Origin of the sequence: Pseudomonas sp. Q12-87 (genome assembly GCF_001269755.1) — a bacterium.
GTDB lineage: Bacteria > Pseudomonadota > Gammaproteobacteria > Pseudomonadales > Pseudomonadaceae > Aquipseudomonas > Aquipseudomonas fluorescens_S.
This window is the reverse complement of the sequence record NZ_LHVI01000032.1, coordinates 58702-80456: the sequence shown is the minus strand read 5'-3', so window position 1 is coordinate 80456 and position 21755 is coordinate 58702. Positions and strand designations below refer to the sequence as shown.

The 21755-nt window shown below is 62.1% G+C and carries 22 protein-coding genes; 10 read left to right on the top strand and 12 right to left on the bottom strand.

The features are described 5' to 3' along the window. Positions 1-5 precede the first annotated feature (5 nt). The 6 genes from mltB (at position 6) to lipA (ending at position 5378) form a co-directional block, all read left to right on the top strand. The gene (gene mltB / locus AD663_RS23655) at positions 6-1016 is read left to right on the top strand and encodes a lytic murein transglycosylase B (RefSeq protein ID WP_003185776.1); all 1011 of its coding nucleotides are present in this window, start codon (positions 6-8) and stop codon (positions 1014-1016) included. Beyond that, positions 1016-2026 (top strand): septal ring lytic transglycosylase RlpA family protein, encoded by a 1011-nt coding sequence (locus tag AD663_RS23650; RefSeq protein ID WP_003185774.1) that lies wholly within the window; start codon positions 1016-1018, stop codon positions 2024-2026. Before mltB ends, AD663_RS23650 begins: the two co-directional genes overlap by 1 nt. A 166-nt stretch (positions 2027-2192) precedes the next feature. Next, positions 2193-3350 (top strand): D-alanyl-D-alanine carboxypeptidase family protein, encoded by a 1158-nt coding sequence (locus AD663_RS23645; protein ID WP_003185773.1) that lies wholly within the window; start codon positions 2193-2195, stop codon positions 3348-3350. Between the two features lie 81 nt (positions 3351-3431). Continuing rightward, positions 3432-3707, top strand: a complete 276-nt coding sequence (locus AD663_RS23640) for a DUF493 domain-containing protein (RefSeq protein WP_003185772.1) — start codon at positions 3432-3434, stop codon at positions 3705-3707. After that, positions 3707-4354: a lipoyl(octanoyl) transferase LipB gene (gene lipB / locus AD663_RS23635; protein WP_053214633.1), complete on the top strand. Its 648-nt coding sequence runs from the start codon at positions 3707-3709 to the stop codon at positions 4352-4354. The genes AD663_RS23640 and lipB overlap by 1 nt, the downstream gene beginning before the upstream one ends. Position 4355: 1 nt before the next feature. Further along, positions 4356-5378, top strand: a complete 1023-nt coding sequence (lipA, locus tag AD663_RS23630; RefSeq protein ID WP_003185770.1) for a lipoyl synthase — start codon at positions 4356-4358, stop codon at positions 5376-5378. Positions 5379-6012: 634 nt separating this feature from the next. Here the strand turns inward: lipA and AD663_RS29460 are convergent. Beyond that, positions 6013-6138 (bottom strand): hypothetical protein, encoded by a 126-nt coding sequence (locus AD663_RS29460; protein ID WP_256217239.1) that lies wholly within the window; start codon positions 6136-6138, stop codon positions 6013-6015. A gap of 171 nt (positions 6139-6309) precedes the next feature. On the opposite strand from AD663_RS29460, the gene AD663_RS23625 reads away from it, so the two are divergent. Beyond that, positions 6310-7260, top strand: coding sequence for an LD-carboxypeptidase (locus AD663_RS23625; protein WP_003185769.1), 951 nt, complete (start codon positions 6310-6312; stop codon positions 7258-7260). 130 nt (positions 7261-7390) lie between these two features. Here AD663_RS23625 and AD663_RS23620 read toward each other — a convergent pair whose 3' ends face one another. The 5 genes from AD663_RS23620 to leuS all read right to left on the bottom strand — a co-directional run bounded on the left by AD663_RS23620 (position 7391) and on the right by leuS (position 13432). Then, positions 7391-8713, bottom strand: coding sequence for a lytic murein transglycosylase (locus AD663_RS23620; RefSeq protein WP_003185767.1), 1323 nt, complete (start codon positions 8711-8713; stop codon positions 7391-7393). Positions 8714-8785: 72 nt separating this feature from the next. Further along, entirely contained in the window at positions 8786-8950 is a 165-nt protein-coding gene (gene arfA / locus AD663_RS23615; protein ID WP_003185764.1) for an alternative ribosome rescue factor ArfA, read from the bottom strand. Between the two features lie 102 nt (positions 8951-9052). Then, entirely contained in the window at positions 9053-10090 is a 1038-nt protein-coding gene (holA, locus tag AD663_RS23610; protein ID WP_053214632.1) for a DNA polymerase III subunit delta, read from the bottom strand. Positions 10091-10129: 39 nt separating this feature from the next. Further along, on the bottom strand, positions 10130-10735 hold the full coding sequence (gene lptE / locus AD663_RS23605; RefSeq protein ID WP_003185759.1) for an LPS assembly lipoprotein LptE: 606 nt from the start codon (positions 10733-10735) through the stop codon (positions 10130-10132). A gap of 90 nt (positions 10736-10825) precedes the next feature. Further along, positions 10826-13432, bottom strand: a complete 2607-nt coding sequence (gene leuS, locus AD663_RS23600) for a leucine--tRNA ligase (RefSeq protein ID WP_053214631.1) — start codon at positions 13430-13432, stop codon at positions 10826-10828. Positions 13433-13723: 291 nt separating this feature from the next. Here leuS and AD663_RS23590 point away from each other — a divergent pair, with 291 nt between their 5' ends. Further along, positions 13724-14044, top strand: coding sequence for a hypothetical protein (locus AD663_RS23590; protein ID WP_003185756.1), 321 nt, complete (start codon positions 13724-13726; stop codon positions 14042-14044). Between the two features lie 102 nt (positions 14045-14146). Next, a complete protein-coding gene (locus tag AD663_RS23585; RefSeq protein ID WP_053214630.1) occupies positions 14147-14908 on the top strand; it encodes a YdcF family protein in 762 nt (253 codons plus the stop codon). Positions 14909-15044: 136 nt separating this feature from the next. On the opposite strand, the gene lnt is transcribed toward AD663_RS23585, so the two are convergent. The 5 genes from lnt to miaB form a co-directional block, all read right to left on the bottom strand. Beyond that, positions 15045-16568: an apolipoprotein N-acyltransferase gene (lnt, locus tag AD663_RS23580; protein WP_053214629.1), complete on the bottom strand. Its 1524-nt coding sequence runs from the start codon at positions 16566-16568 to the stop codon at positions 15045-15047. 26 nt (positions 16569-16594) lie between these two features. Next, positions 16595-17434 (bottom strand): HlyC/CorC family transporter, encoded by an 840-nt coding sequence (locus AD663_RS23575; protein WP_003185751.1) that lies wholly within the window; start codon positions 17432-17434, stop codon positions 16595-16597. 40 nt (positions 17435-17474) lie between these two features. Next, positions 17475-17933, bottom strand: a complete 459-nt coding sequence (gene ybeY, locus AD663_RS23570) for an rRNA maturation RNase YbeY (RefSeq protein WP_003185749.1) — start codon at positions 17931-17933, stop codon at positions 17475-17477. Beyond that, on the bottom strand, positions 17926-18936 hold the full coding sequence (locus AD663_RS23565; RefSeq protein ID WP_003185746.1) for a PhoH family protein: 1011 nt from the start codon (positions 18934-18936) through the stop codon (positions 17926-17928). The genes ybeY and AD663_RS23565 overlap by 8 nt, the downstream gene beginning before the upstream one ends. Positions 18937-19154: 218 nt before the next feature. Beyond that, positions 19155-20483 carry a tRNA (N6-isopentenyl adenosine(37)-C2)-methylthiotransferase MiaB gene (gene miaB / locus AD663_RS23560; protein ID WP_003185744.1) on the bottom strand — a complete coding sequence of 443 codons (1329 nt, stop codon included), beginning with the start codon at positions 20481-20483 and terminating at the stop codon, positions 19155-19157. Positions 20484-20616: 133 nt separating this feature from the next. Between miaB and AD663_RS23555 the strand changes: the two genes are divergently transcribed. Further along, a complete protein-coding gene (locus AD663_RS23555) occupies positions 20617-20946 on the top strand; it encodes a DUF1820 family protein (protein WP_003185742.1) in 330 nt (109 codons plus the stop codon). A 121-nt stretch (positions 20947-21067) separates the two neighbouring features. Here the strand turns inward: AD663_RS23555 and AD663_RS23550 are convergent, their stop codons facing one another. Continuing rightward, a complete protein-coding gene (locus AD663_RS23550; protein ID WP_003185735.1) occupies positions 21068-21622 on the bottom strand; it encodes a tetratricopeptide repeat protein in 555 nt (184 codons plus the stop codon). Positions 21623-21755: the final 133 nt, after the last annotated feature.

Sequence of the window (21755 nt, the reverse complement as noted above, 5' to 3'; positions counted from 1 at the left end):
GTTCAATGCAAGCAATGCGTGGCTGGTCGACGCGATACGCGCCTTGGATCGGCCTGGTCGGCTTCCTCGGCGGTGCGCCGCATGCCTCGGCGGGCGAATACGAAGGTTCGCCGCAGGTGGCCGAGTTCGTCGGCGAAATGACCCGCGACTACGGTTTCGCCGGCGAACAGCTGATGGGGGTGTTCCGCGAGGCCGAGCGCAAGCAGTCGATCCTTGATGCAATCTCCCGGCCGGCCGAACGGGTCAAGCAGTGGAACGAGTACCGGCCGATGTTCATCACCGAGGCGCGCATTGCCCGGGGCGTGGACTTCTGGCGCCAGCACGAGGCCGCCCTGGCCCGTGCCGAGCAGGAGTATGGCGTGCCGGCCCAGGTCATCGTGTCCATCATTGGCGTCGAGACCTTTTTTGGCCGCAACACCGGGAATTTCCGGGTGATCGACGCGCTGTCGACCCTGGGCTTCGATTACCCGCCACGGGCCGAGTTCTTCCGCAAGGAGCTGCGTGAATTCCTGCTGCTGGCCCGCGAAGAACAAGTCGACCCGCTGACCCTCAAGGGCTCCTACGCCGGAGCCATGGGCTTGCCGCAGTTCATGCCCAGCAGTTTTCGCGCCTATGCGGTGGACTTCGACGGCGACGGCCACATCAATATCTGGAACAACCCGACCGATGCCATCGGCAGCGTCGCCAGCTATTTCAAGCGCCATGGCTGGGTGGCCGGCGAGCCGGTGGTCAGCCGCGCCGACGTGCGTGGCGACCAGGTGGACGAGGGTTTGACCGAGGGCATCGAGCCGACGAAAACCGTCGGGGAGTTGCGGGCGTTGGGCTGGTCGAGTCATGATGCGCTGCGTGACGACATGCCGGTCACCGCGATGCGCCTGGAAGGCGAACAAGGGCCTGAGTACTGGATGGGCCTGAAGAATTTCTACGCGATTACGCGTTATAACCGCAGCGTGATGTACGCCATGGCTGTATATCAACTGTCTGAAGAGCTGGTCAAAGCACGGGGCGTCAAATAATGCGGGCATTGCCTACCTATCAACCCCTGAAGCTCGTGGCATTGGCCGCGTTGTCGTTGCTGGTCGTAAGTTGTACGACCAGCCGCGCGCCGGCCCAGAAAAACTCCACCGCCGTGCGTGCTACGCCGGGCCTGGACATCAACCGGGCCCACAAGGATGGCGCGCCGTGGTGGGACGTCGATGTCTCGCGCATTCCTGACGCCACGCCGACCCTGCACACCGGCCCCTACAAGGCCAACCCGTACACGGTACTGGGCAAGACCTATTTCCCGCTGTCCGATTCCAAGCGTTATGTCGCTTCGGGGACGGCGTCCTGGTATGGCACCAAGTTCCACGGCCAGAACACCGCCAACGGCGAGGTGTATGACCTGTATGGCATGAGCGCGGCCCACAAGACGTTGCCGCTGCCCAGCTATGTGCGGGTGACCAACCTGGACAACAACAAGAGCGTGATCCTGCGGGTCAATGACCGTGGGCCGTTCTATTCCGACCGCATCATCGACCTGTCGTATGCGGCGGCGAAAAAGCTGGGTTACGCTGAAATCGGCACCGCGCGGGTCAAGGTCGAAGGGATCGACCCGCAGGAATGGTGGGCCCAGCGTGGCCGTCCGGCGCCTTTGATGCTCAACGAGCCGAAAGTGGCGCAAAATGCCGCGCCGACCGTGACGGCGTCCACCGGCACGGTCGAACAATGGACGCCACCGCCGCAGCAACACGCCGCGGCCGTAGTGCCTGTGCAGTTGGACGCAAAAAAAAACGCTTCTGCAACAGCGTCTGGCCAGTATCTGCAGGTGGGCGCGTTCGCCAACCCGGACGCTGCCGAGCTGCTGAGGTCGAAGCTCAGCTCGATGGTGAGCGCGCCGGTGTTCATCAGCTCGATCGTGCGCAACCAGCAGACTCTGCATCGGGTGCGCCTGGGACCGATCGGTTCTCCGGGTGAAGTCCAGCAGGTACAGAACAGCGTGCGACTGGCCAATCTCGGTTCGCCGAGCGTGGTCACCGCCGAGTAATTGATTGAGGCCCGCTTGTGGTCGGAGCGGGTCAGGTTGTTGGCTCCATGAATAACAAAAGCCCGGCAAGGGTTGTGAGTGAGCAACTTAAATACGCGGCAGCTCGTTAGAAAGCTGCCTGTTAGTTTTGCCTTCGGGCAGTCCCATTAGCGATTTCGAGAGACGGATGAACATCACCACCTTTGCCAAACGCCTTTGCCTGCTAGTCCCGCTGCTGCTCTCACCCGCCGCGTTCGCGGTCGAGATGATGCCAGCGCCCCCTCAACTGGCCGCCAAATCCTTTGTGCTCATGGACGCCAGCAGCGGCGAGGTGCTGGTAGAGAACAACGGTGACCAGCGCCTGCCACCGGCCAGCCTGACCAAACTGATGACCGCGTACATCGCCACCCTGGAGATCCGTCGTGGCCAGATCGGTGAAAACGATCCGGTGACCGTCAGCGAAAACGCCTGGCGTACCGGCGGTTCGCGGATGTTCATCAAGGTCGGCTCGCAAGTCACCGTCAGCGACCTGCTGCATGGCATCATCATCCAGTCCGGTAACGACGCCAGCGTTGCCCTGTCCGAGCACATCGCCGGCAGCGAAGATGCATTCGCCGACATGATGAACAAAACCGTCGCCGACCTGGGCATGACCAACAGCCACTTCATGAACCCCACCGGCCTGCCGAACCCCGAGCACTATTCCTCGGCGCACGACATGGCGCTCCTGGCGCGGGCGATCATCCACGAAGACCCGGCACACTACGCGATCTACTCCCAGAAGGAATTCTTCTGGAACGGCATCAAGCAGCCTAACCGCAACCTGCTGCTATGGCGCGACAAGACCGTCGATGGCCTGAAGACCGGTCACACCGACGAAGCCGGCTACTGCATGGTGTCTTCGGCTGTGCGCGACGGCATGCGCCTGATTGCAGTGGTCTTCGGCACCAGCAGTGAAGTGGCCCGTGCCGCCGAGACTCAGAAGTTGCTGACTTACGGTTTCCGCTTCTTCGAAACCCAGACCTTCTACCAGAAGGGCACCGAACTGGCCCAGGCCCAGGTCTGGAAGGGCACCAGCAATCAGGTGAAGGCCGGTTTGGCCCAGGACCTGACCATGACGCTGCCCAAGGGCCAGCTCAAGAAGCTCGCTGCCAGCATGACCATGAATCCACAACTGACCGCTCCCATCGCCAAGGGCGACGTGATCGGTAAAGTCGAAGTCAAGCTGGACGACAAAGTGGTGCACAGCGCTGACCTGATCGCTCTGGACGCGGTCGAGGAAGGTGGTATCTTCCGCCGCATCTGGGATAGCATCCGTCTATTCTTCTACGGCTTGTTCAACTGATCGAAGTGTTGACCTGCATGGCCCCGTTTCCATCCGGAGCGGGGCCATGTGCGTTACCACGGCTTACGAGGCCGTTACGCCATGACAGACTCTGAAGTAAAGGCGCCAAAAATCGAGTTCCCCTGCGCGGATTACCCCATCAAGGTGATCGGCGACACCGGTGTGGGCTTCAAGGACCGGATCATCGCGATCCTTGAAAAGCATGCCACCGTTGACCACAAGACCCTGGCCGAGCGCCAGAGCACCAACGGCAAGTACACGACCATCCAGCTGCACATCATCGCCACCGGTCAGGAACAGCTCTACGATATCAACAGCGAGCTGCGAGCGACCGGTTTCGTGCACATGGTGTTGTGATGCCGGGCACGCTGGGCTTTCGCGAGCTGGGCCAGATGGCTTACGAACCGGTCTGGCATGCCATGCAGCGCTTCACCAACGAACGCGGCACCACCGCCGACGATGAAGTCTGGCTGGTGGAGCACCCGTCGGTGTTCACCCAGGGCCAGGCCGGCAAGGCCGAGCACCTGTTATTGCCGGGAGATATCCCGGTGGTGAAGGTCGACCGGGGCGGGCAAGTGACCTACCATGGCCCCGGCCAGTTGGTCGCCTATCTGTTGCTGGATGTGCGCAAGCTGGGCTTCGGCGTGCGCGAACTGGTCACGCGCATGGAAACGTGCCTGATCGAGCTGCTGACCAGCTACGGCGTGACAGCGGCGGCCAAGCCGGACGCGCCGGGCGTCTACGTCGATGGGGCGAAGATCGCTTCCCTTGGGTTGCGGATCCGCCACGGCTGTTCGTTTCACGGCCTGGCGTTGAACGTGGACATGGACCTTTCGCCGTTTCGACGGATTAATCCCTGTGGCTACGCGGGGCTGGCGATGACCCAGCTGCGCGATCACACAGGATCGATTGAATTTGCCGAGGTAAGTGCCCGGCTGCGCGCGCAGCTCGTCAAACACCTCGACTATGCTGAGCAGACGACCCTCACGGGCGGAATCGACTGATATGACTACTGATGCAGTGCAAACCATAATCCCGACGCAGGACGTCACCGAACGTCCGGCCCCGCGTGCCAAGGTAGAGGCCGGCGTCAAGCTGCGCGGCGCCGAGAAGGTTGCACGCATCCCGGTCAAGATTATCCCGACCACCGAACTGCCGAAGAAACCCGACTGGATCCGCGTGCGCATCCCGGTTTCCCCGGAAGTCGACCGCATCAAGGCCCTGCTGCGCAAGCACAAGCTGCACAGCGTCTGTGAAGAAGCCTCCTGCCCGAACCTGGGCGAATGCTTCTCCGGCGGCACCGCCACGTTCATGATCATGGGCGATATCTGCACCCGTCGCTGCCCGTTCTGCGACGTCGGCCACGGCCGTCCGAAGCCACTGGACGCCAACGAGCCGGAAAGCCTGGCCATCGCCATTGCCGACCTGAAGCTCAAGTACGTGGTCATCACCTCGGTGGACCGCGACGACCTGCGTGACGGCGGTGCCCAGCACTTTGCCGACTGCATCCGCGAGATCCGCAAGCTGTCGCCGAACGTGCAGTTGGAAACCCTGGTGCCCGATTACCGTGGCCGCATGGACATCGCCCTGGAAATCACCGCCGCCGAGCCACCGGATGTGTTCAACCACAACCTGGAAACCGTGCCGCGTTTGTACAAGGCTGCGCGTCCGGGTTCGGACTACCAGTGGTCGCTGACCTTGCTGCAGCGCTTCAAGCAGATGATGCCGCATATTCCGACCAAGTCTGGTTTGATGCTGGGCTTGGGTGAAACGGATGAGGAAGTTATCGAGGTCATGAAGCGCATGCGTGAGCATGACATTGACATGTTGACCTTGGGCCAGTACTTGCAGCCTTCGCGTAGTCACTTGCCGGTGCAGCGGTTTGTGCATCCGGATACCTTTGCCTGGTTTGCGGAGGAGGGGTACAAGATGGGCTTCAAGAATGTGGCTTCGGGGCCGTTGGTGCGGTCTTCGTATCATGCGGATGAGCAGGCTAAGTTGGTTAAGGCTGAGCTGCTGGGGGCCTGATTTTTTGTTGGGTGGTGGTTTTGGGGTGGTGTGAATATCCGTTGCTGCGGTAACGGCTGCTTAGGGTTCCGCTCTTACAGCGGGTCACTTTTGAAGAGCCTGCGCGGCCCGGCGAAAAGTAACCAAAACGCTCCTGCCCCACCACTCGGCACCTCGCTTAGGCTCGGTGTGCCCTCACTCCGGCATTGCTCCGTGGGCCCGCCGCGAAGGGCCATCCATGGCCCAGCGCGGCTACCTCGGCATCCATGCCGAGGTGCCCACTGCGCAATGCCTGCGTTCGGCCAGCGTGGTTAACGGGGCGCCCAGATCAACGTCCTTCGCGAGGCGGCCTTAGAGCCGACCTGGTTCTTGGTGGGGACCGCGTTTCTCCTGTGGGAGCGGGCTTGCTCGCGAAAGCGGTGTATCAGTTTGTGATGATGTTGGATGTGCCGACGCCTTCGCGGGCAAGCCCGCTCCCACAAGTTTTTGTGTCGTGTGCAGAGGCTGTGAACAGCCGCAATTCCATGTGAGAGCGAGCTTGCTCTCGATGGCGGTGGTTCAGCCACATAGATGCTGGAAGTGCTCGGCTCTTGCTTTGCTTTGCTTTGCTTTGCTTTGCTTTGCTTTGGATCTTGATCTTGATCTGGGCGCCCCGTTAAACCACGCTGGCCGAACGCAGGCATTGCGCAGTGGGAATCCCGGCATGGATGCCGGGATAGCCGCGCTGGGCCATGGATGGCCCTTCGCGGCGGCCCACGGAGCAATGCCTGCGTTCGGGCATGCCGAGCCCTAGCGAGGCACCGAGTGGTGGGGCAAGAGCGTTTTGGTTACTTTTCGCCGGGCCGCGCAGGCTTTTCAAAAGTGACCCGCTGTAAGAGCGGAACCATAAGAAGCCGTTACCGCAGCAACGGATATACACACATAAGCACGACTCAAACCGGGAGATGCATGGATGACCGTCCGCCCCACCCACACCCTATCTCCACATCACTCCGTCCCAGCACTCCCCCCCGAGGGCCTGATCGCCGTAATAGCCCCCGCCGGTCCCGCCCCCCTGGACACAGAAAAAGCCATCCAATGGATGCACGCACGAGGCCACGGCCTACGAATCCTCCCAGGCGTCTATGAAAAAAACGGCTATCTCGCCGGCACCGACGAAGCACGCCTCAACGACCTCCACACCGCCTTCGCCGACCCAGAAATAAAAGCCATCATCTGCCTACGCGGCGGCTACGGCACCCCACGCCTGCTGGATCGCATCGACTTCGAACTCCTGAAACGCAACCCCAAGCCCTTCGTCGGCTACAGCGACATCACCGCCCTGCACCTGGCCATCAGCCGTTATGCCGGGTTCGTCACCTTCCACGGCCCGCTGCTCAACGCCGATCTCCTGGGCGACAAGGAACCCCCCACCGTCACCTCGTTTTTCAACATGCTGCGTGGACAAATAAAGGCCGGCAGCACGCTGAACCATCCCGCCGAATACCCGTTGACCACCGTCGAACCTGGCATCGCCCAGGGGCGCCTGTTGGGGGGCAATCTATCGATGATTGCCGCGACCATGGGCACGCCTTATCAGATCGACGCCGAGGGCGTGATCCTGTTCATCGAAGACGTCAACGAACCGCTGTATCGCATCGACCGCTTGCTGACGCAACTGCGCCTGGCCGGCACGTTGGCGAAGCTGCGTGGCGTGTTGGTGGGAGATATCGCTGGGGTGGATATCGAGGCGTTGAACCGGTTGCTCAAGCAGACCTTCGAGCCATTGCGCATTCCGGTGCTGTCCGGCTGGCGCAGCGGGCACTGCGATCCGAACCTGACCTTGCCCATGGGGGCGCTGGTGAAGCTCGATGCGGGGGAAAAGCTGCTGGTGTTGGAGCAGGATGTGGTGGTCAGCCGCTAGTGATGCGTTGTCTGGAAGTCTGTCATCGCGAGCAGGCTCGCTCCCACAGGGAACCGCGTTCCTTCAGAGGAGTACGGTCCAACTGTGGGAGCGAGCCTGCTCGCGATGATGTCAGCTGCCATAAGGCGATCTAGCGGTTACGCAGCCCTTCCAGCAACTGGTGCGTCGGGTAGCCATCCGCCGGCCAGCCGAACGACTGCTGGGCGCTGCGGATCGCCTTGCGCGTGTTGGCGCCGATGATGCCGTCCGGGTTGCCGGCGTCGTAGTTATGCTTGCCCAGGAGAGTTTGCAGCTCGATGCGTTCGCTGCGGCTCAGGGGCAGGTCGTCTTTTGGCCATTGGCCGTAGACCAACCCCCCACCGTCGAAACGTTGCGACAACAGGCCAACCGCCAGGGCGTAGGAGGACGAGTTGTTGTACTTGAGGATGGCGCGGAAGTTATCGAACACCAGGAACGCGGGGCCGCGGTGCCCGGCGGGCAACAGCAGGGCCGCCGATAGCTGTGCTTGATCGGGGGCTGTGGGTAAGCCGCCGTATTCCGAAACGCCCAGTCGTATCCATTCGGACACAGGCTTGCGGAGGGTGCCATCGGCCAATGTGTAGTCGAAGCCCTCCTTGAGCGAGACCTCGAACCCCCACGGTTGGCCGCGTTGCCAGCCCGAGCTTTGCAGGTAATGCGCGGTCGAGGCCAGGGCGTCGGTGGAGCTGCCCCAGATGTCACGGCGCCCGTCGCCGTCGAAATCCACCGCATGGGTGTTATAGGTGGTCGGAATGAATTGGGTCTGGCCCATGGCGCCGGCCCAGGAACCGAGCATTTTCTCTGGGGCGATATCGCCCTGCTGCAGGATTTGCAGCGCAGCGATCAGCTGCGCCTGGGCAAAACCGGGGCGGCGGCCTTCGTACGCCAGGGTCGCCAGGGAGTTGATCACCGACTTGTTACCCTGGAATTGACCGAAGTTGCTTTCCATGCCCCACACCGCGACCAATGCCTGGCGGTCGACGCCATAACGCTGCTCGATGCTTTGCAGGATTTGCGCGTTCTGTTGCAGCAGGGCTTTGCCTTTGCTGACGCGCAGCGGTGACAGCGCGCCGTCGAGGTATTCCCACACCGGCCGGGTGAATTCCGGCTGGCTGCGGTCGGCCTTGATCACGCTCATGTCCGGGCTGACGCCGATAAAGGCACGGTCGAACAGGTCGGCGCGGATCCCGGCGGCCAATGCTTCCTTGCGAAACCCGGCCTGCCATTCGGCGAAGGTCTGGGTGGGCGCAATGGCCAGGTCTTCACCGCTCGGTACCACAGGCGGCACGATGGCCGGCGCGGTCACGGCAGGGACGGTCTGGAGCGGTTGGGCATCGGCGGCGGTAGGTTTTTCGGCGCAGGCGACAAGCAGGGCGACGCTTGCGGCAACGATCATCTGGCGCAGTGGCCAGCGACGGGAAAGACAAAAGGGCATGCACGGGTCCAGAAATACAAATCAGGTGCTGACCTTATCATGCGAAAGGGGTGTAGGGCTTGTCCGGGTGTTTCAAGCTGCCACAAAGCAAGAAGCCTCCCAGTTGTCAGACTGGAAGGCTTCGCGGCGGTAGCTGCCTTTGCCCTTGTTGGGTCGTTCCTGGCGGCTGCGGAACAAGGGCTGGGCGATGATGGACTTGGCCTTGTTGGGGCCATGCTTGGATGGCTTCTTGCTCATGCTGGGTTCTCTCGTGGGGTGGGTTTTGCGGGGCAAATGATGGGGCAGAGTTGGGCAGCTGTCCAGTCCCTGCACAGAAGCCCTCTGGCCTGAAGAGAGTGTTTATTCAGCAGGCAACGCCAGCCGTTGGCCGGCCATCAACAGCGACAACCGACTGAGGCTCATCCACGGTGAACCGGCGGCCTGGCCCTTGATCTGCGCATCGATGCGCTGGGCTTCGAGCAGCAATTGCGCCCAGCGTGACGCCGAATAGCGTTGCAAGGCCTTGCTCATCAATGGTTTGCGCTTGTCCCATACCGGTGGACGGGCTTGGCTGAAGGCTTTGTCCAGCGGGACGCCTTGGCTGTATTGCAGCGACAGGTTGGCCAGCAGGCGCAGCTCCCGGGCCAGGGCCCAGAGGATAACCGGTGGCTCGACGCCTTCGCCTCGCAGGCCTTCGAGCATGCGCAGGGCGTGGGCGGCTTCGCCGTTGAGGATTGCATCGGTCAGCCCGAAGACATCGAAGCGCGCACTGTCGGCCACGGCGGCCTGGACCGTTTCCACGGTGATCTGCCCGCCCTCGGCCATCAGCTTGAGCTTTTCGATTTCCTGGGCGGCGGCCAACAGGTTGCCTTCGACCCGGGCGGCGATCAGCTCTACTGCGTCCTGGCTGGCCGAGAGACCGGCCTGGGACAGGCGCTGGCGGATCCAGCTCGGCAACTGGCTGACGTCCACCGGCCAGATCTGCACGAACTGGGTCTGTGGGCCTTCAACCAGGGCCTTGCCCCATTTGGTCTTCTGCGCACTGCCGTCGAGTTTCGGCAGGCTGATGAGCAGCACCGTATCTTCGGCTGGGCGCGAGCAGTATTCGATCAGCGCGGCGGCACCTTTGTCACCGGGCTTGCCGGAGGGCAGGCGCAGTTCCAGCAGGCGTTTCTCGGCGAACAACGACATGCTTGCCCCCGCCTGCAGCAGGGTGCCCCAGTCGAAACTGGCGTCGGCGGCGAATACCTGGCGTTCGTCGAAGCCTTGCTGGCGTGCGGCGCTGCGGATGGCGTCGGCGGCTTCCTGGCACAGCAACGGGTCATCGCCGCTGATGATGTAGATCGGCGCGAGGGCACCTTGCAGGTGTTTACCGAGTTGGGCGGGGGCGAGCTTCATAAGGGCAGGCGAGCGGGGCGCTTGAGCGCCCCGCAAGGCTTATTCAGCCGGGATTTGCATCGGCGACTGTTGCGGGGTTTCCGCCTCAGCCTTGCGTGCCGCTTCCAGCGCGTCGGCCTCAGCCTTGGCGCGGGCATTGGCCGTCTGTTGCAGCTGCTCCAGCTGGGCCGGGCTCAGCTGTTGCAGGCGCAGCATCATGCGCTGTACCAGTTCACGGCGCATTTCGCCGCGCACTTCGATGGACTCCTGGTCGGAACCGGTGATGTTGTTGCCGTCGTGTAGGTAGACCTTCTGCACTTGCAACTTGTCGTCGAGCAACGACAGGTTGTTATTGCCGCGGATCTCATAGTTCAGCACGTTGGTCAGCTCGTACTCGGCCGAACGACCGGCACCGGCGTAGCTCAGGCTGCGCTGGCTTTGCTGTTCACTGGTCAGCACCAGCTTGTACGGCGCGCCGCTATAGACTTTCACGCCGCTGTTCTCCAGGGTCTGGCGCAGCATCTTCACGGTTTCGCCGTAGGCGTCCCGTGCGCTGAGGTCCAGTTCCTTGATGGCCAGCTCGGTGGTGCCGGTGCCACGCAGCTGGAAGCCGCAGGCGCTCAACAGGACCGCCAGGCCCACTACCAGCAGATTACGTTTGATCATCTTGTTGCTCCCCTTGAAACCCTATGGGTCGACCGTGCGACCCGGCAGGATAAATTCGGCGCCAGACCCGTGGCCTGGCGCCCGATCCAATTAGCTTGCGACGATGTTGACCAGTTTGCCGGGCACGACGATCACTTTGCGGATCGTCAGGCCATCGACGAAGCGCAACACGTTTTCGTTGGCCCGTGCAGCGGCCTCGACTTCTTCGCGAGTGGCCGCAGCTGGCATCTCAATCTGGCCGCGCAGTTTGCCGTTGACCTGGATGACCAGGGTCAGGCTGTCCTGCACCAGCGCGCTTTCGTCCACCACCGGCCAGCCGGCATCGATCACCGGGTCAGCATGGCCCAAGCGATTCCACAGCTCATGGCTGATGTGCGGCGTAATCGGAGCCAGCAGCAGCGTCACGGCTTCGAGGCCTTCGTGAACCAGTGCGCGATCCTGCTCGGTCACCTGGGCAGCTTTTTCCAGGACGTTCATCAGCGTCATCACCTGGGCGATGGCGGTGTTGAATTTGTGGTTCTGGCCCACGTCATGGCTGGCCTGCTTGATTGCCAGGTGGATGGCGCGACGGATGGCTTTCTGTTCGTCGTTCAGGCCTGCGACGTCCAGCTTGCCTGGCAGGCCCTGAGTCACGTGGCCTTGGGCCAGGCGCCAGACGCGCTTGAGGAAGCGGTGCGAGCCCTCGACGCCGGAGTCGGACCATTCGGCGCTCATGTCCGGTGGCGAGGCGAACATCATGAACAGGCGGCAGGTGTCAGCGCCGAACTGGTCGATCATCGATTGTGGATCGACGCCGTTGTTCTTCGACTTGGCCATCTTCTCGGTGCCGCCGATTTCCACCGGCAGGCCGTCTGCGATCAGCTTGGCACTGATGACCTTGGCCTTGCTGTCGCGTTCGAGTTCGACGTCCGCCGGGTTGAACCAGGTATAGGCACCGTTGGCTTCGCGACGATAGTAGGTCTCGGCGATCACCATGCCTTGGGTCAGCAGGTTCTTGAACGGCTCGTTGGAGCTCACCAGGCCTTCGTCGCGCATCAGCTTGTGGAAGAAGCGCGCATAGAGCAGGTGAAGAATGGCGTGTTCGATGCCGCCGATGTACTGGTCCACCGGCAACCAGTGGTCCGCCGCGGACTTTTCTACCAGGCCGCCTTCATAGCGTGGCGAGGCATAACGAGCGTAATACCAGGAGGACTCGACGAAGGTGTCCATGGTGTCGGTTTCACGCTTGGCCGGTGCGCCGCATTTCGGGCAGCTGCACTCATAGAACTCGGGCATGCGCGCCAGGGGCGAACCAGCGCCGTCGGGGATGACGTCTTCCGGCAGGACCACGGGCAGTTGGTCTTCCGGCACCGGGACGTCACCGCACGTATCGCAATGCACGATCGGGATCGGGCAGCCCCAGTAGCGCTGGCGGCTGATGCCCCAATCCCGCAGGCGGAATTGGGTGCGGGAGGCACCGAGGTTCTTCTTGATCAGGGCGACTTCGATGGCATCGAACGCGCCGGCGAAATCCAGGCCGTTGAACTCACCGGAGTTGATCAACTCGCCGTGTTCGCCGTAGGCGTCCTGCCAAGGCGCCGGGGTCTGGTCGCCGGCGCTGGTGCGTACGACGGCCTTGACCGGCAGGTTGTACTTTTGCGCGAACTCGAAATCACGCTCGTCGTGGGCGGGTACTGCCATGACAGCGCCGTCGCCGTAGTGCATCAGGACGTAGTTGGCGACCCATACCGGCAGTTTCTCGCCGGTGAGCGGATGTTCGACGAACAGCGAGGTCGGCAGGCCTTTTTTCTCTTGGGTGGCGACATCGGCTTCGGCGACGCTGCCGCCCTTGCATTCGGCGATGAACGCCCGCAGCTCGGGGTTGTTGCGCGCGGCCAGGGTCGCCAGCGGATGCTCAGCGGCCACGGCGACATACGTGGCGCCCATCAGGGTGTCCGGACGGGTGGTGAAAACCTTCAGGTTGCCGGCTTCGCCAATGGAGGCGACGTCGTACGGAAACTGCACTTCCATGCCCCGGGACTTGCCGATCCAGTTGCGCTGCATGGTCTTGACCTGCTCGGGCCAGCCGGTCAGCTCGTCGAGGCTCTCCAGGAGTTCATCCGCGTAGGCGGTGATCTTGAAGTAGTACATCGGGATCTCGCGCTTCTCGATCAGCGCGCCGGAACGCCAGCCGCGACCGTCGATCACTTGTTCGTTGGCCAGCACGGTCTGGTCCACCGGGTCCCAGTTGACGGTGCCGTTCTTGCGGTAGATCACGCCTTTTTCGAACAGGCGGGTGAACAGCCATTGTTCCCAGCGGTAGTAGTCCGGCTTGCAGGTGGTGACCTCGCGGGACCAATCCACCGCCAGGCCCAGGCTGCGCAGCTGGGTCTTCATGTAGGCGATGTTTTCGTAGGTCCACTTGGCAGGGGCCACATTGTTCTTCATCGCGGCGTTTTCCGCCGGCATGCCGAAGGCGTCCCAACCCATCGGTTGCAGGACGTTCTTGCCTTGCATGCGCTGGTAGCGGGAGATCACGTCGCCGATGGTGTAGTTGCGCACGTGCCCCATGTGTAGCTTGCCGCTGGGGTAAGGGAACATCGACAGGCAGTAGTAAGTCTCCTTGCCTGGCTGTTCACTGACTTCAAAGGACTTTTGCTCGTCCCAGAACGACTGGGCGGCGGCTTCGATTTCACGGGGCTGGTAGAGTTCGTGCATGGCTACTTTTGTACTGAATGGGGTGGCCCAATCCTCTTCGTTGCCATGCTGGACGCAGACGACGCCGAATGCGGCGTTTTCGATGCCCAGCGGAGCTGGAAGTGGAGTTACAGGAAGCGCCGTAGCATACATGACCGCGCTCTGCCGAGGGAAACCCTGATTGCGCTCGGACCGGGCCGACCCATGGCGGTGGCGGGCGTTCAGGGCCGTTTGTCGCGGCGTCCTGCCGGTTTGCCCAGCGAAGCTAAGCTTCTCATTGGGGAGTGAGTCTTATCTTCAATGAGGTGAGGGATGGTTGAATCACAGCGAAAAGTAACGACACCTGAGTTGTACGAAAAACTGATCGATCGTCTCGGGGTGGCCCTGGACGCTGCAAGAACCGCCGGTCGCTTGCGTGATGAACGCCCGGCAGAGCTGGAGCTGCGAGGCCTTACCCCCGCGGAGTTCGAGTTGGTCGAGGCTTATCTCGAGCAGGTCGGACATCAGGCCCCCACCAGTGGGGCCCTGGCAGGAAAGCGTACCGATGCGCCCCGTTCGGCCAAGGTTGTATGGCTCAAGGACCGGACGCCGGACAAGGATGCGGTCAAGGTCCGGTCACTGCAGTTCAAGTAACGCCGGATTCGCGCGTGTCACTTTTTTGATTCAAGGCTTTTTCGAATCTGTTGTCGCTTTGCGTCAACCCACTTAGGCTTCGGGCATCTATGGAGATGCCCGATGCCGTTTCGCTATTTCATCAAACAACTATTACTGCCCCCCGGCATTTTGTTGCTGCTGCTGGCGCTTGCCTGGTGGTGGCGCAATTCCCGGCCGCGCCTGGCCCGCCTGTGTTTCGTCGTGGGGCTGGGTGGTTTCTGGCTGATGAGCCTGCCAGTGGTGGTGCAGTGGAGCGCCAAGGCCCTGGAGCGCGAGCCGCCGTTGGCCCGCAGTGAATGGGCGACCCTGGCCCAACGGGCCGATGCCATCGTGGTGCTGGGTTCCGGTCGCGAGCGGGGTGACCCGGCCTGGGGCACCGACCAGCCCACCGGTGTCGGCTTGGAGCGCCAGCGGTACGCGGCGCGATTGGCCAAGGCCTCGGGGTTACCGGTGCTGACTTCCGGCGGCTTGCACTACGGCACGCCGCCCAGCGAGGCGAGGCTGATGGCTGATTCGATGCAGGATGATTTTGCTGTCGACGTCCGTTGGCAGGAGGAGCGCAGCCGCACGACGTGGGAAAACGCCCAGATGAGCGCGGAGATACTCCTGCCAGCGGGCATCAAGCGTGTCGTGGTGATCACCCAGGCGTGGCACATGCCGCGGGCGGTCTTGAGCTTCCAGCGAGCGGGATTCGAGGTGGTACCGGCGCCGGTGGGCTTCCTCGGGCCAGATAACGCCCGGCCGCTGGGCGGCTGGATGCCGGAGTTCAAGTCGATCTGGCAGTCGGGGCAGTTGTTGAATGAGGCGGTGGGGCTGGTGGGGTATTCGCTGTTCTACCGCTGAAATACGAAAGGACCGGACGTACACCGTCGTGGCGAGGGAGCTTGCTCCCGCTGGGCTGCGCAGCCGATCCAAAAAACAGGGCCGCTACGCGCCCCAGCGGGAGCAAGCTCCCTCGCCACAGAGTGACCAAAAGGCCTTAAACCGTCTTCGCCATCCGGCTCGCAATCAACGCCCAGCCCAGCAGCAACACGCACAGGATGATCAGCGGCCACGAGCGCCATTGCAGATAAGGCGTCAGGTCGTGCATCGGCACCACTTCGCCGTACAGGACGCCGCGCTCGAATTGCGGGATCTGCGCGGTGATCTGGCCGAAGGGGTTGATCAGGCCGGTGACACCATTGTTGGTGGCGCGGATCATCCAGCGACCGGCTTCCAAGGCGCGCATTTGCGCCATCTGCAGGTGCTGCAACGGGCCGATGGACGTGCCGAACCAGGTGTCGTTGCTGATGGTCAGCAGCAGGTCGCTGCGGGCCGAGAGGCTGGCGGCGAATTCCGGGTAGACCACTTCGTAACAGATGAACGGCGCGATCTGGTAACCCTTGGCCTGCAGCAACGGCTGGTCGGCGGGGCCTCGGGCGAAGTCGGACATTGGCAGGTCGAAGAAGGCGATCAGGCCGCGCAGGATGTCCTGCAGCGGTACGTACTCACCGAACGGCACGAGTTTTTGCTTCAGGTAAGTACCGTCGCCTTCGCCGGTCACGGTGATGCCGTTGAAGTAGCGTTTCTCGTGGCGCACCAATTGGCGAATCGGCACGCCGGTGATCAGCGCCGAATGCCGCTCGGCGGCAAAGCTGCCCATCATGTCGATGTAGCCCTGGGCCGACTCCTTGAGCACCGGTACGGCGGTTTCCGGCCAGACCAACAGGTCGACGCGCTTGGAGGCAAAGCTCATGTCGCGGTACAGCGCCAACTGCGCATTGAGCTGTTCCGGATCCCACTTCATGCTTTGTTCGATGTTGCCCTGGATCGCCGCGACGCTCAGTGGCTCGCCCGAAGGGCTGGTCCAGGCGTGGCCCTTCAATGCCATCCCGGCCACCCAAGGGCCGATCAGCAGGATCACGCCGGCGGCGACAAAACCTTTGCGCCCGTTGCGGATCAGCCGCGGCGCGTTGCAGAGCAGCGCGGCGGTCAGGGCCAGGGTGAAGGAAATCAGCCACATTCCGCCCACTGGCGCGAGGCCGGCCAACGGGCCGTCGAGCTGGCTGTAACCGGAATAAAGCCATGGAAAACCAGTGAGGAACCAGCCACGAAAGGCTTCCTGGCCCAGCCACAGCGCGGCGAACGCCAAGGCGTCGGCCAGTGGTGCCTCATTACGCCGTAACCAGCGCGCCCACAACCAGGCGGGCAGGGCGAAGAACCAGGCGATGGCGGCGACAAACAACAGCATCAAGAACCCGGCGAGCAACACTGAGGCGCCGCCGAAGTTGTGAATGCTGACGTAGATCCAGCTGGTGCCGGCGCCAAACAGGCCAAATCCGAAACACCAGCCACGGCCCAGGGCCTGGCGCGGCGACAGCTCGCGCAGGCCAGCGTAGAACAAGCCGACCGCGAGCAATGCCACCGGCCAGACGTTGAATGGCGCCAGGGCCAGGGTGGTGATCGCACCGGCCACCACGGCCAGCAGGTTACCGGGCCAGCCGGGGCGGGTTATCCAGCGCATTTTTGTCCTTAGCGGGGCTCGCGGGGTTATCGGGCAATAGGAGACAGGCGCAGCAGATGAATCCGACGGCTGTCGGCGTTCAAGATGCGGAAGCGCCAGGAGCCGATTTCCGTGGTTTCGTTGCGCTTGGGCAGGTGCCCGAAAGCACTCATCACCAGGCCGCCAACGGTGTCGAACTCATCGTCGGAGAATTCGCTGTCGAAGAACTCGTTGAAGTTCTCGATCGGCGTCAGGGCCTTGATCAGGAAGTCGCCGCTGGGCAATGGCTTGATGTAGCTGTCTTCTTCGACGTCGTGTTCGTCTTCGATGTCGCCGACGATCTGCTCAAGCACGTCTTCGATAGTGACCAGGCCAGCCACGCCGCCGTATTCGTCGATGACGATGGCCATGTGGTTGTGATTGGCACGGAATTCCCGCAGCAACACGTTCAGGCGCTTGGACTCGGGCACGAAGGTGGCCGGGCGCAGCAGGTCCTTGATGTTGAAGCTGTCGCCGTTTTCCTGAAGGATCAGCGGCAGCAGGTCCTTGGCCAGCAGCACGCCCATGACATCGTCATGGCTCTCGCCGACCACCGGATAGCGCGAGTGAGCGGAGTCCACCACGGCGGGCAGGAATTCGCGAGGGGTCTGGGTCGCCTTGATGCTGACCATCTGCGAGCGCGGGACCATGATGTCCCGCACTTGCAGGTCCGCGACCTGGATGGCGCCTTCGACGATGGCCAGCGCTTCGCTGTCCAGCAGTTTGTTCTGGTGTGCATCGCGCAGCAGCTCCAGCAGCTCCTGGCGGTTTTTCGGCTCATGGGCAAAAGCCTGGGTGAGCTTGCCCAGCCATGACTTCTGCCCGTTGCTCGATCGATCTTCGCTCATAGCGATTACTCTGAATCCTTTGTCGTTACAGGTTGATGTATCAGTGTTCGTCGCCGGCGTAGGGATCGGGGTGACCCAGCTCTGCAAGCAACGTTCGTTCCAGTGCTTCCATTTCCTCGGCTTCGTCATCTTCTATATGGTCGTAACCCAATAGATGCAAGCAGCCGTGAATGACCAGATGGGCCCAATGGGCTTCGGGCGCCTTGTTTTGTTCAGCCGCCTCGCGCTCCACCACCGGGACACAGATCACCAGGTCGCCCAGCAGGGGGATGTCGAGCAATTCATCGGGCACGTCGGCAGGAAACGACAACACGTTGGTGGCGTAGTCCTTCTGCCGCCAGGTGTGGTTCAGTTCGCGGCCTTCGGGCTCGTCCACCAGGCGGATCGTCAGCTCCGAGTCGGCGCTGCGCTGGCGTAGGGCCAGTTCGCACCATTGGCGGAACTGGGCTTCGCTGGGGGCGGCGTTTTCGCAGGCCACTTGCAGGTCGAGTTCAAGCATTGTGGCGATTGCCTTTGCCTTCGGGCGCGTCTTCGTCCGCACGATTCTCGAAGCGCTCGTAGGCCTCGACGATGCGCTGCACCAACGGGTGGCGCACCACGTCCTTGGGCATGAAGTGCGTGAAGCTGATGCCCGGCACGTCCTTGAGGACCTGGATCACATGGTTCAGCCCGGACTTGGTGCCGCGAGGCAAATCGACCTGGGTGATGTCGCCGGTGATGACGGCGGTGGAGCCGAAACCGATCCGAGTCAGGAACATTTTCATCTGCTCGACGGTGGTGTTCTGGCTTTCGTCGAGGATGATGAAGCTGTTGTTCAGCGTCCGGCCACGCATGTAGGCCAGCGGTGCGACCTCAATGACCTGGCGCTCGATCAGTTTGGCGACGTATTCGAAGCCGAGCATTTCGTACAGCGCGTCATAGAGCGGGCGCAGGTATGGGTCGATCTTCTGGGCCAGGTCGCCGGGCAGGAAACCGAGTTTTTCACCCGCTTCGACCGCCGGACGCACCAGCAGGATGCGGCGCACCTGTTCGCGCTCCAGCGCATCGACCGCACAGGCCACGGCCAGGTAGGTCTTGCCGGTACCGGCCGGGCCGATGCCGAAGTTGATGTCGTTGCCGAGGATTTCCTTCACGTAGCGCTGCTGATTCAAGCCGCGAGGGCGAATCATGCCTTTTTTGGTACGCAGGGCCACGGCCGGTTCCGACGGCGCCGGGTTGTCGAGTTCTTCGACAGCCGATTCCTGCAGGAACAGATGGACGGTGTCCGGCGACAGCTCGCTCCCCTTGGTTTCCCGGTAGAGGCGGCGCAGGAGGTTTTCCGCGGAGGTGGTGTGCTTGGGTTCGCCGATCAATTCGAACTGGTTTCCGCGGTTGCGGATCTCGATGGCCAGGCGCTGTTCGATCAAGCGCAAGTGCTCGTCGAATTGCCCGCACAGATTGGCGAAGCGGCGAGCCTCAAAGGGCTCGAGAATAAAGCGATGTGGTTCGATGGGTGCGTTCAAGGTCGTTTTTAGCCGCCCAGGGGCAATTGAGATGAAACCAAGGATAACGCCAGTAGGCTGGGTGCGAAAGGTCTTAAACAGGCGAATCTGGTTCCGGCGACCGGCGCGGTCTTTTGTGGGAGCGGGCTTGCTCGCGAAAACGGTCTTGTATTCAGCGCATGTGTCGGCTGATAGACCGCCTTCGCGAGCAAGCCCGCTCCCACAGGGGGATTGTGTCGTTACTGGATCAACGAACCGCGCAGCGAGTGCGGTTGCGCGGCGTCGATGTGCACGTCGGCGAACTGGCCGATCAAGGCCGGGGTGTCGCAACGGAAATTGACGATGCGGTTGTTTTCGGTGCGACCTTGCAGTTCGCCCGGGTCTTTTTTCGAGTAATCGGTCACCAGGATCCGCTGGACGGAACCGACCATTTGTCGGCTGATCTCGAAACCTTGCTGATTCAAACGGTGCTGCAAGGCGTTGAGCCGTTCTTTTTTCACTTCTTCCGGTGTTTCGTCCGCCAGGTCGGCCGCCGGAGTCCCGGGGCGTTGGCTGTAGACGAAGGAATAGGAAAAGTCGAAGCCGACGTCTTCGATCAGCTTCATGGTCTGCTGGAAATCTTTCTCGGTTTCGCCGGGAAAACCGACGATAAAGTCCGAACTGATGCAAATACCTGGCACCGCTGCCCGCAGCTTGCGCAGTTTGGATTTGTATTCCAGGGCCGTGTGGTTGCGCTTCATGGCCGCGAGGATCCGGTCGGAACCCGATTGCACCGGCAGGTGCAGGTGCTTGACCAACTGGGGGACTTCGGCGTGGGCCTGGATCAGGCTGTCGGAGAACTCCAGGGGGTGCGAGGTGGTGTAGCGGATGCGGTCGATGCCATCGACTGCCGCCACCACACGGATCAGTTCGGCCAGGTCCGCCAGGCGCCCGTCATGGGTCAGGCCGCGATAACCGTTGACGTTCTGCCCCAGCAGGGTCACTTCGCGCACGCCGTTTTCCGCCAGGTGGATGATCTCGGCGAGCACATCGTCGAACGGCCGGCTGACTTCTTCGCCGCGGGTGTAGGGCACCACGCAGAACGTGCAGTACTTGCTGCAGCCTTCCATCACCGACACGTAGGCGCTCGGGCCGTCGATGCGCGGCTCGGGCAGGTGGTCGAATTTCTCGATTTCCGGGAACGAAACGTCCACCTGCGGCAACTTGGTCATGCGCGCCGCGTCGATCATCTCCGGCAGGCGGTGCAAGGTCTGCGGGCCGAAGACCACATCCACGTAGGGCGCGCGATCACGAATGGCGGCGCCTTCCTGGCTGGCCACGCAACCGCCCACGGCGATGACCATTTCCGGGTTGGCCAGTTTCAGTTCGCGCCAGCGGCCCAGTTGCGAGTACACCCGGTCCTGGGCGCGCTCGCGGATCGAGCAGGTGTTGAGCAGGATCACGTCGGCGTCTTCAGCGCGAGCGGTGACTTCCAGGGCCTGGTGTTCACCCAGCAGGTCGACCATGCGCGAGCTGTCGTACTCGTTCATCTGGCAACCGTGGGTTTCGATGTAAAGCTTCTTGGCCATGGACGGGATCATCACGTGATTCAAAGAACCGCGCATTATAGGGAACAAGTCCCCCGGTTCCTACCGCTGTGCGAGCAGTGGCTATGCTATAGTTCGCGCCCTCATTTTTACCCGCCGATGTGTTTCGCCAGCCATGACCAAACGTGAAGCTCCAATCTACAAGGTGATTTTCCTCAACCAGGGCCAGGTATTCGAAATGTATGCCAAGCAGATCTATCAGAGTGATCTGTGGGGTTTCCTGGAAGTGGAAGAGTTCGTCTTTGGCGAGCGCACACAAGTGGTCGTCGACCCGAGCGAAGAAAAGCTCAAGGCGCAGTTCGAAGGCGTGGTGCGCAGCTTCGTGCCGATGCACTCGATCGTGCGAATCGACGAAGTCGAGCGCCTGGGCACTCCGAAAATCAGCGAAGCCCGCGGCGCGGTCGGCAATGTGATGCCGTTTCCGATGCCGATGCCTGAGAAGTAGCCCCTGTGGCGAGGGAGCTTGCTCCCGCTGGAGTGCGAAGCGCTCCCAAAAATCTTGGGGCCGCTGCGCAGCCCAGCGGGAGCAAGCTCCCTCGCCACAATAGTTTTCGGGTGGGCCGGATTCAGGGCAGCGGCGAAAAAGGCGTGCGCCCGTCGGCGTTCTGCAATTCCATCAAGTATTTGCGAAAGATCTGCCCTAGCACCTGGGTGGCGACTTCCAGTTCGTCACGGGGCATTTGCTCGGCGACTTCGTCGGCGGTGTCCAGGGCCTCTTCGGCGCCGTTGACCGCCGCCATCTTCAACACGATGTAGGCCTGGACGTTATTGGCGGGTACACCTTCGCCATGAAAGAACATGCCACCGAGCTTGAACTGCGCTTGGGCATGGCCTTGTAGCGAGGCTTTTTCGAAATAGCTGAGGGCCAGCTTGAGGTCGCGCGGCGCAGCCTTGCCTTCGTAGTAGAACTCACCCAACTCGTATTGCGCTTGTGCATCACCCGCGTCCGCCGCTTTTTGACAGGCGTCGAGTGCCGGTGCGAGATCTTGTGGCTGGGTATTGAGCGTGCAACGGCCCAGCGCCGGGATCAACAACGAGTTGCCGCCTGCCTGGGCATTCGCCAGCAGGGGCTGAAGGAGCAACAGGCAGCCCAAGGCAAGGGTGCGGCCGGTGCGGTTCATGGGAATCGACTTACCTCTGAGGGGCGCGCGGACCCTCCGGGGGATCCAATAAGCGCGCATTATGAAATAAGCGGGGCCATCCTTACAAAGTCTTTACTCGTTTTTCTGCTGCGGGGGAACGCCAGCAACCGCT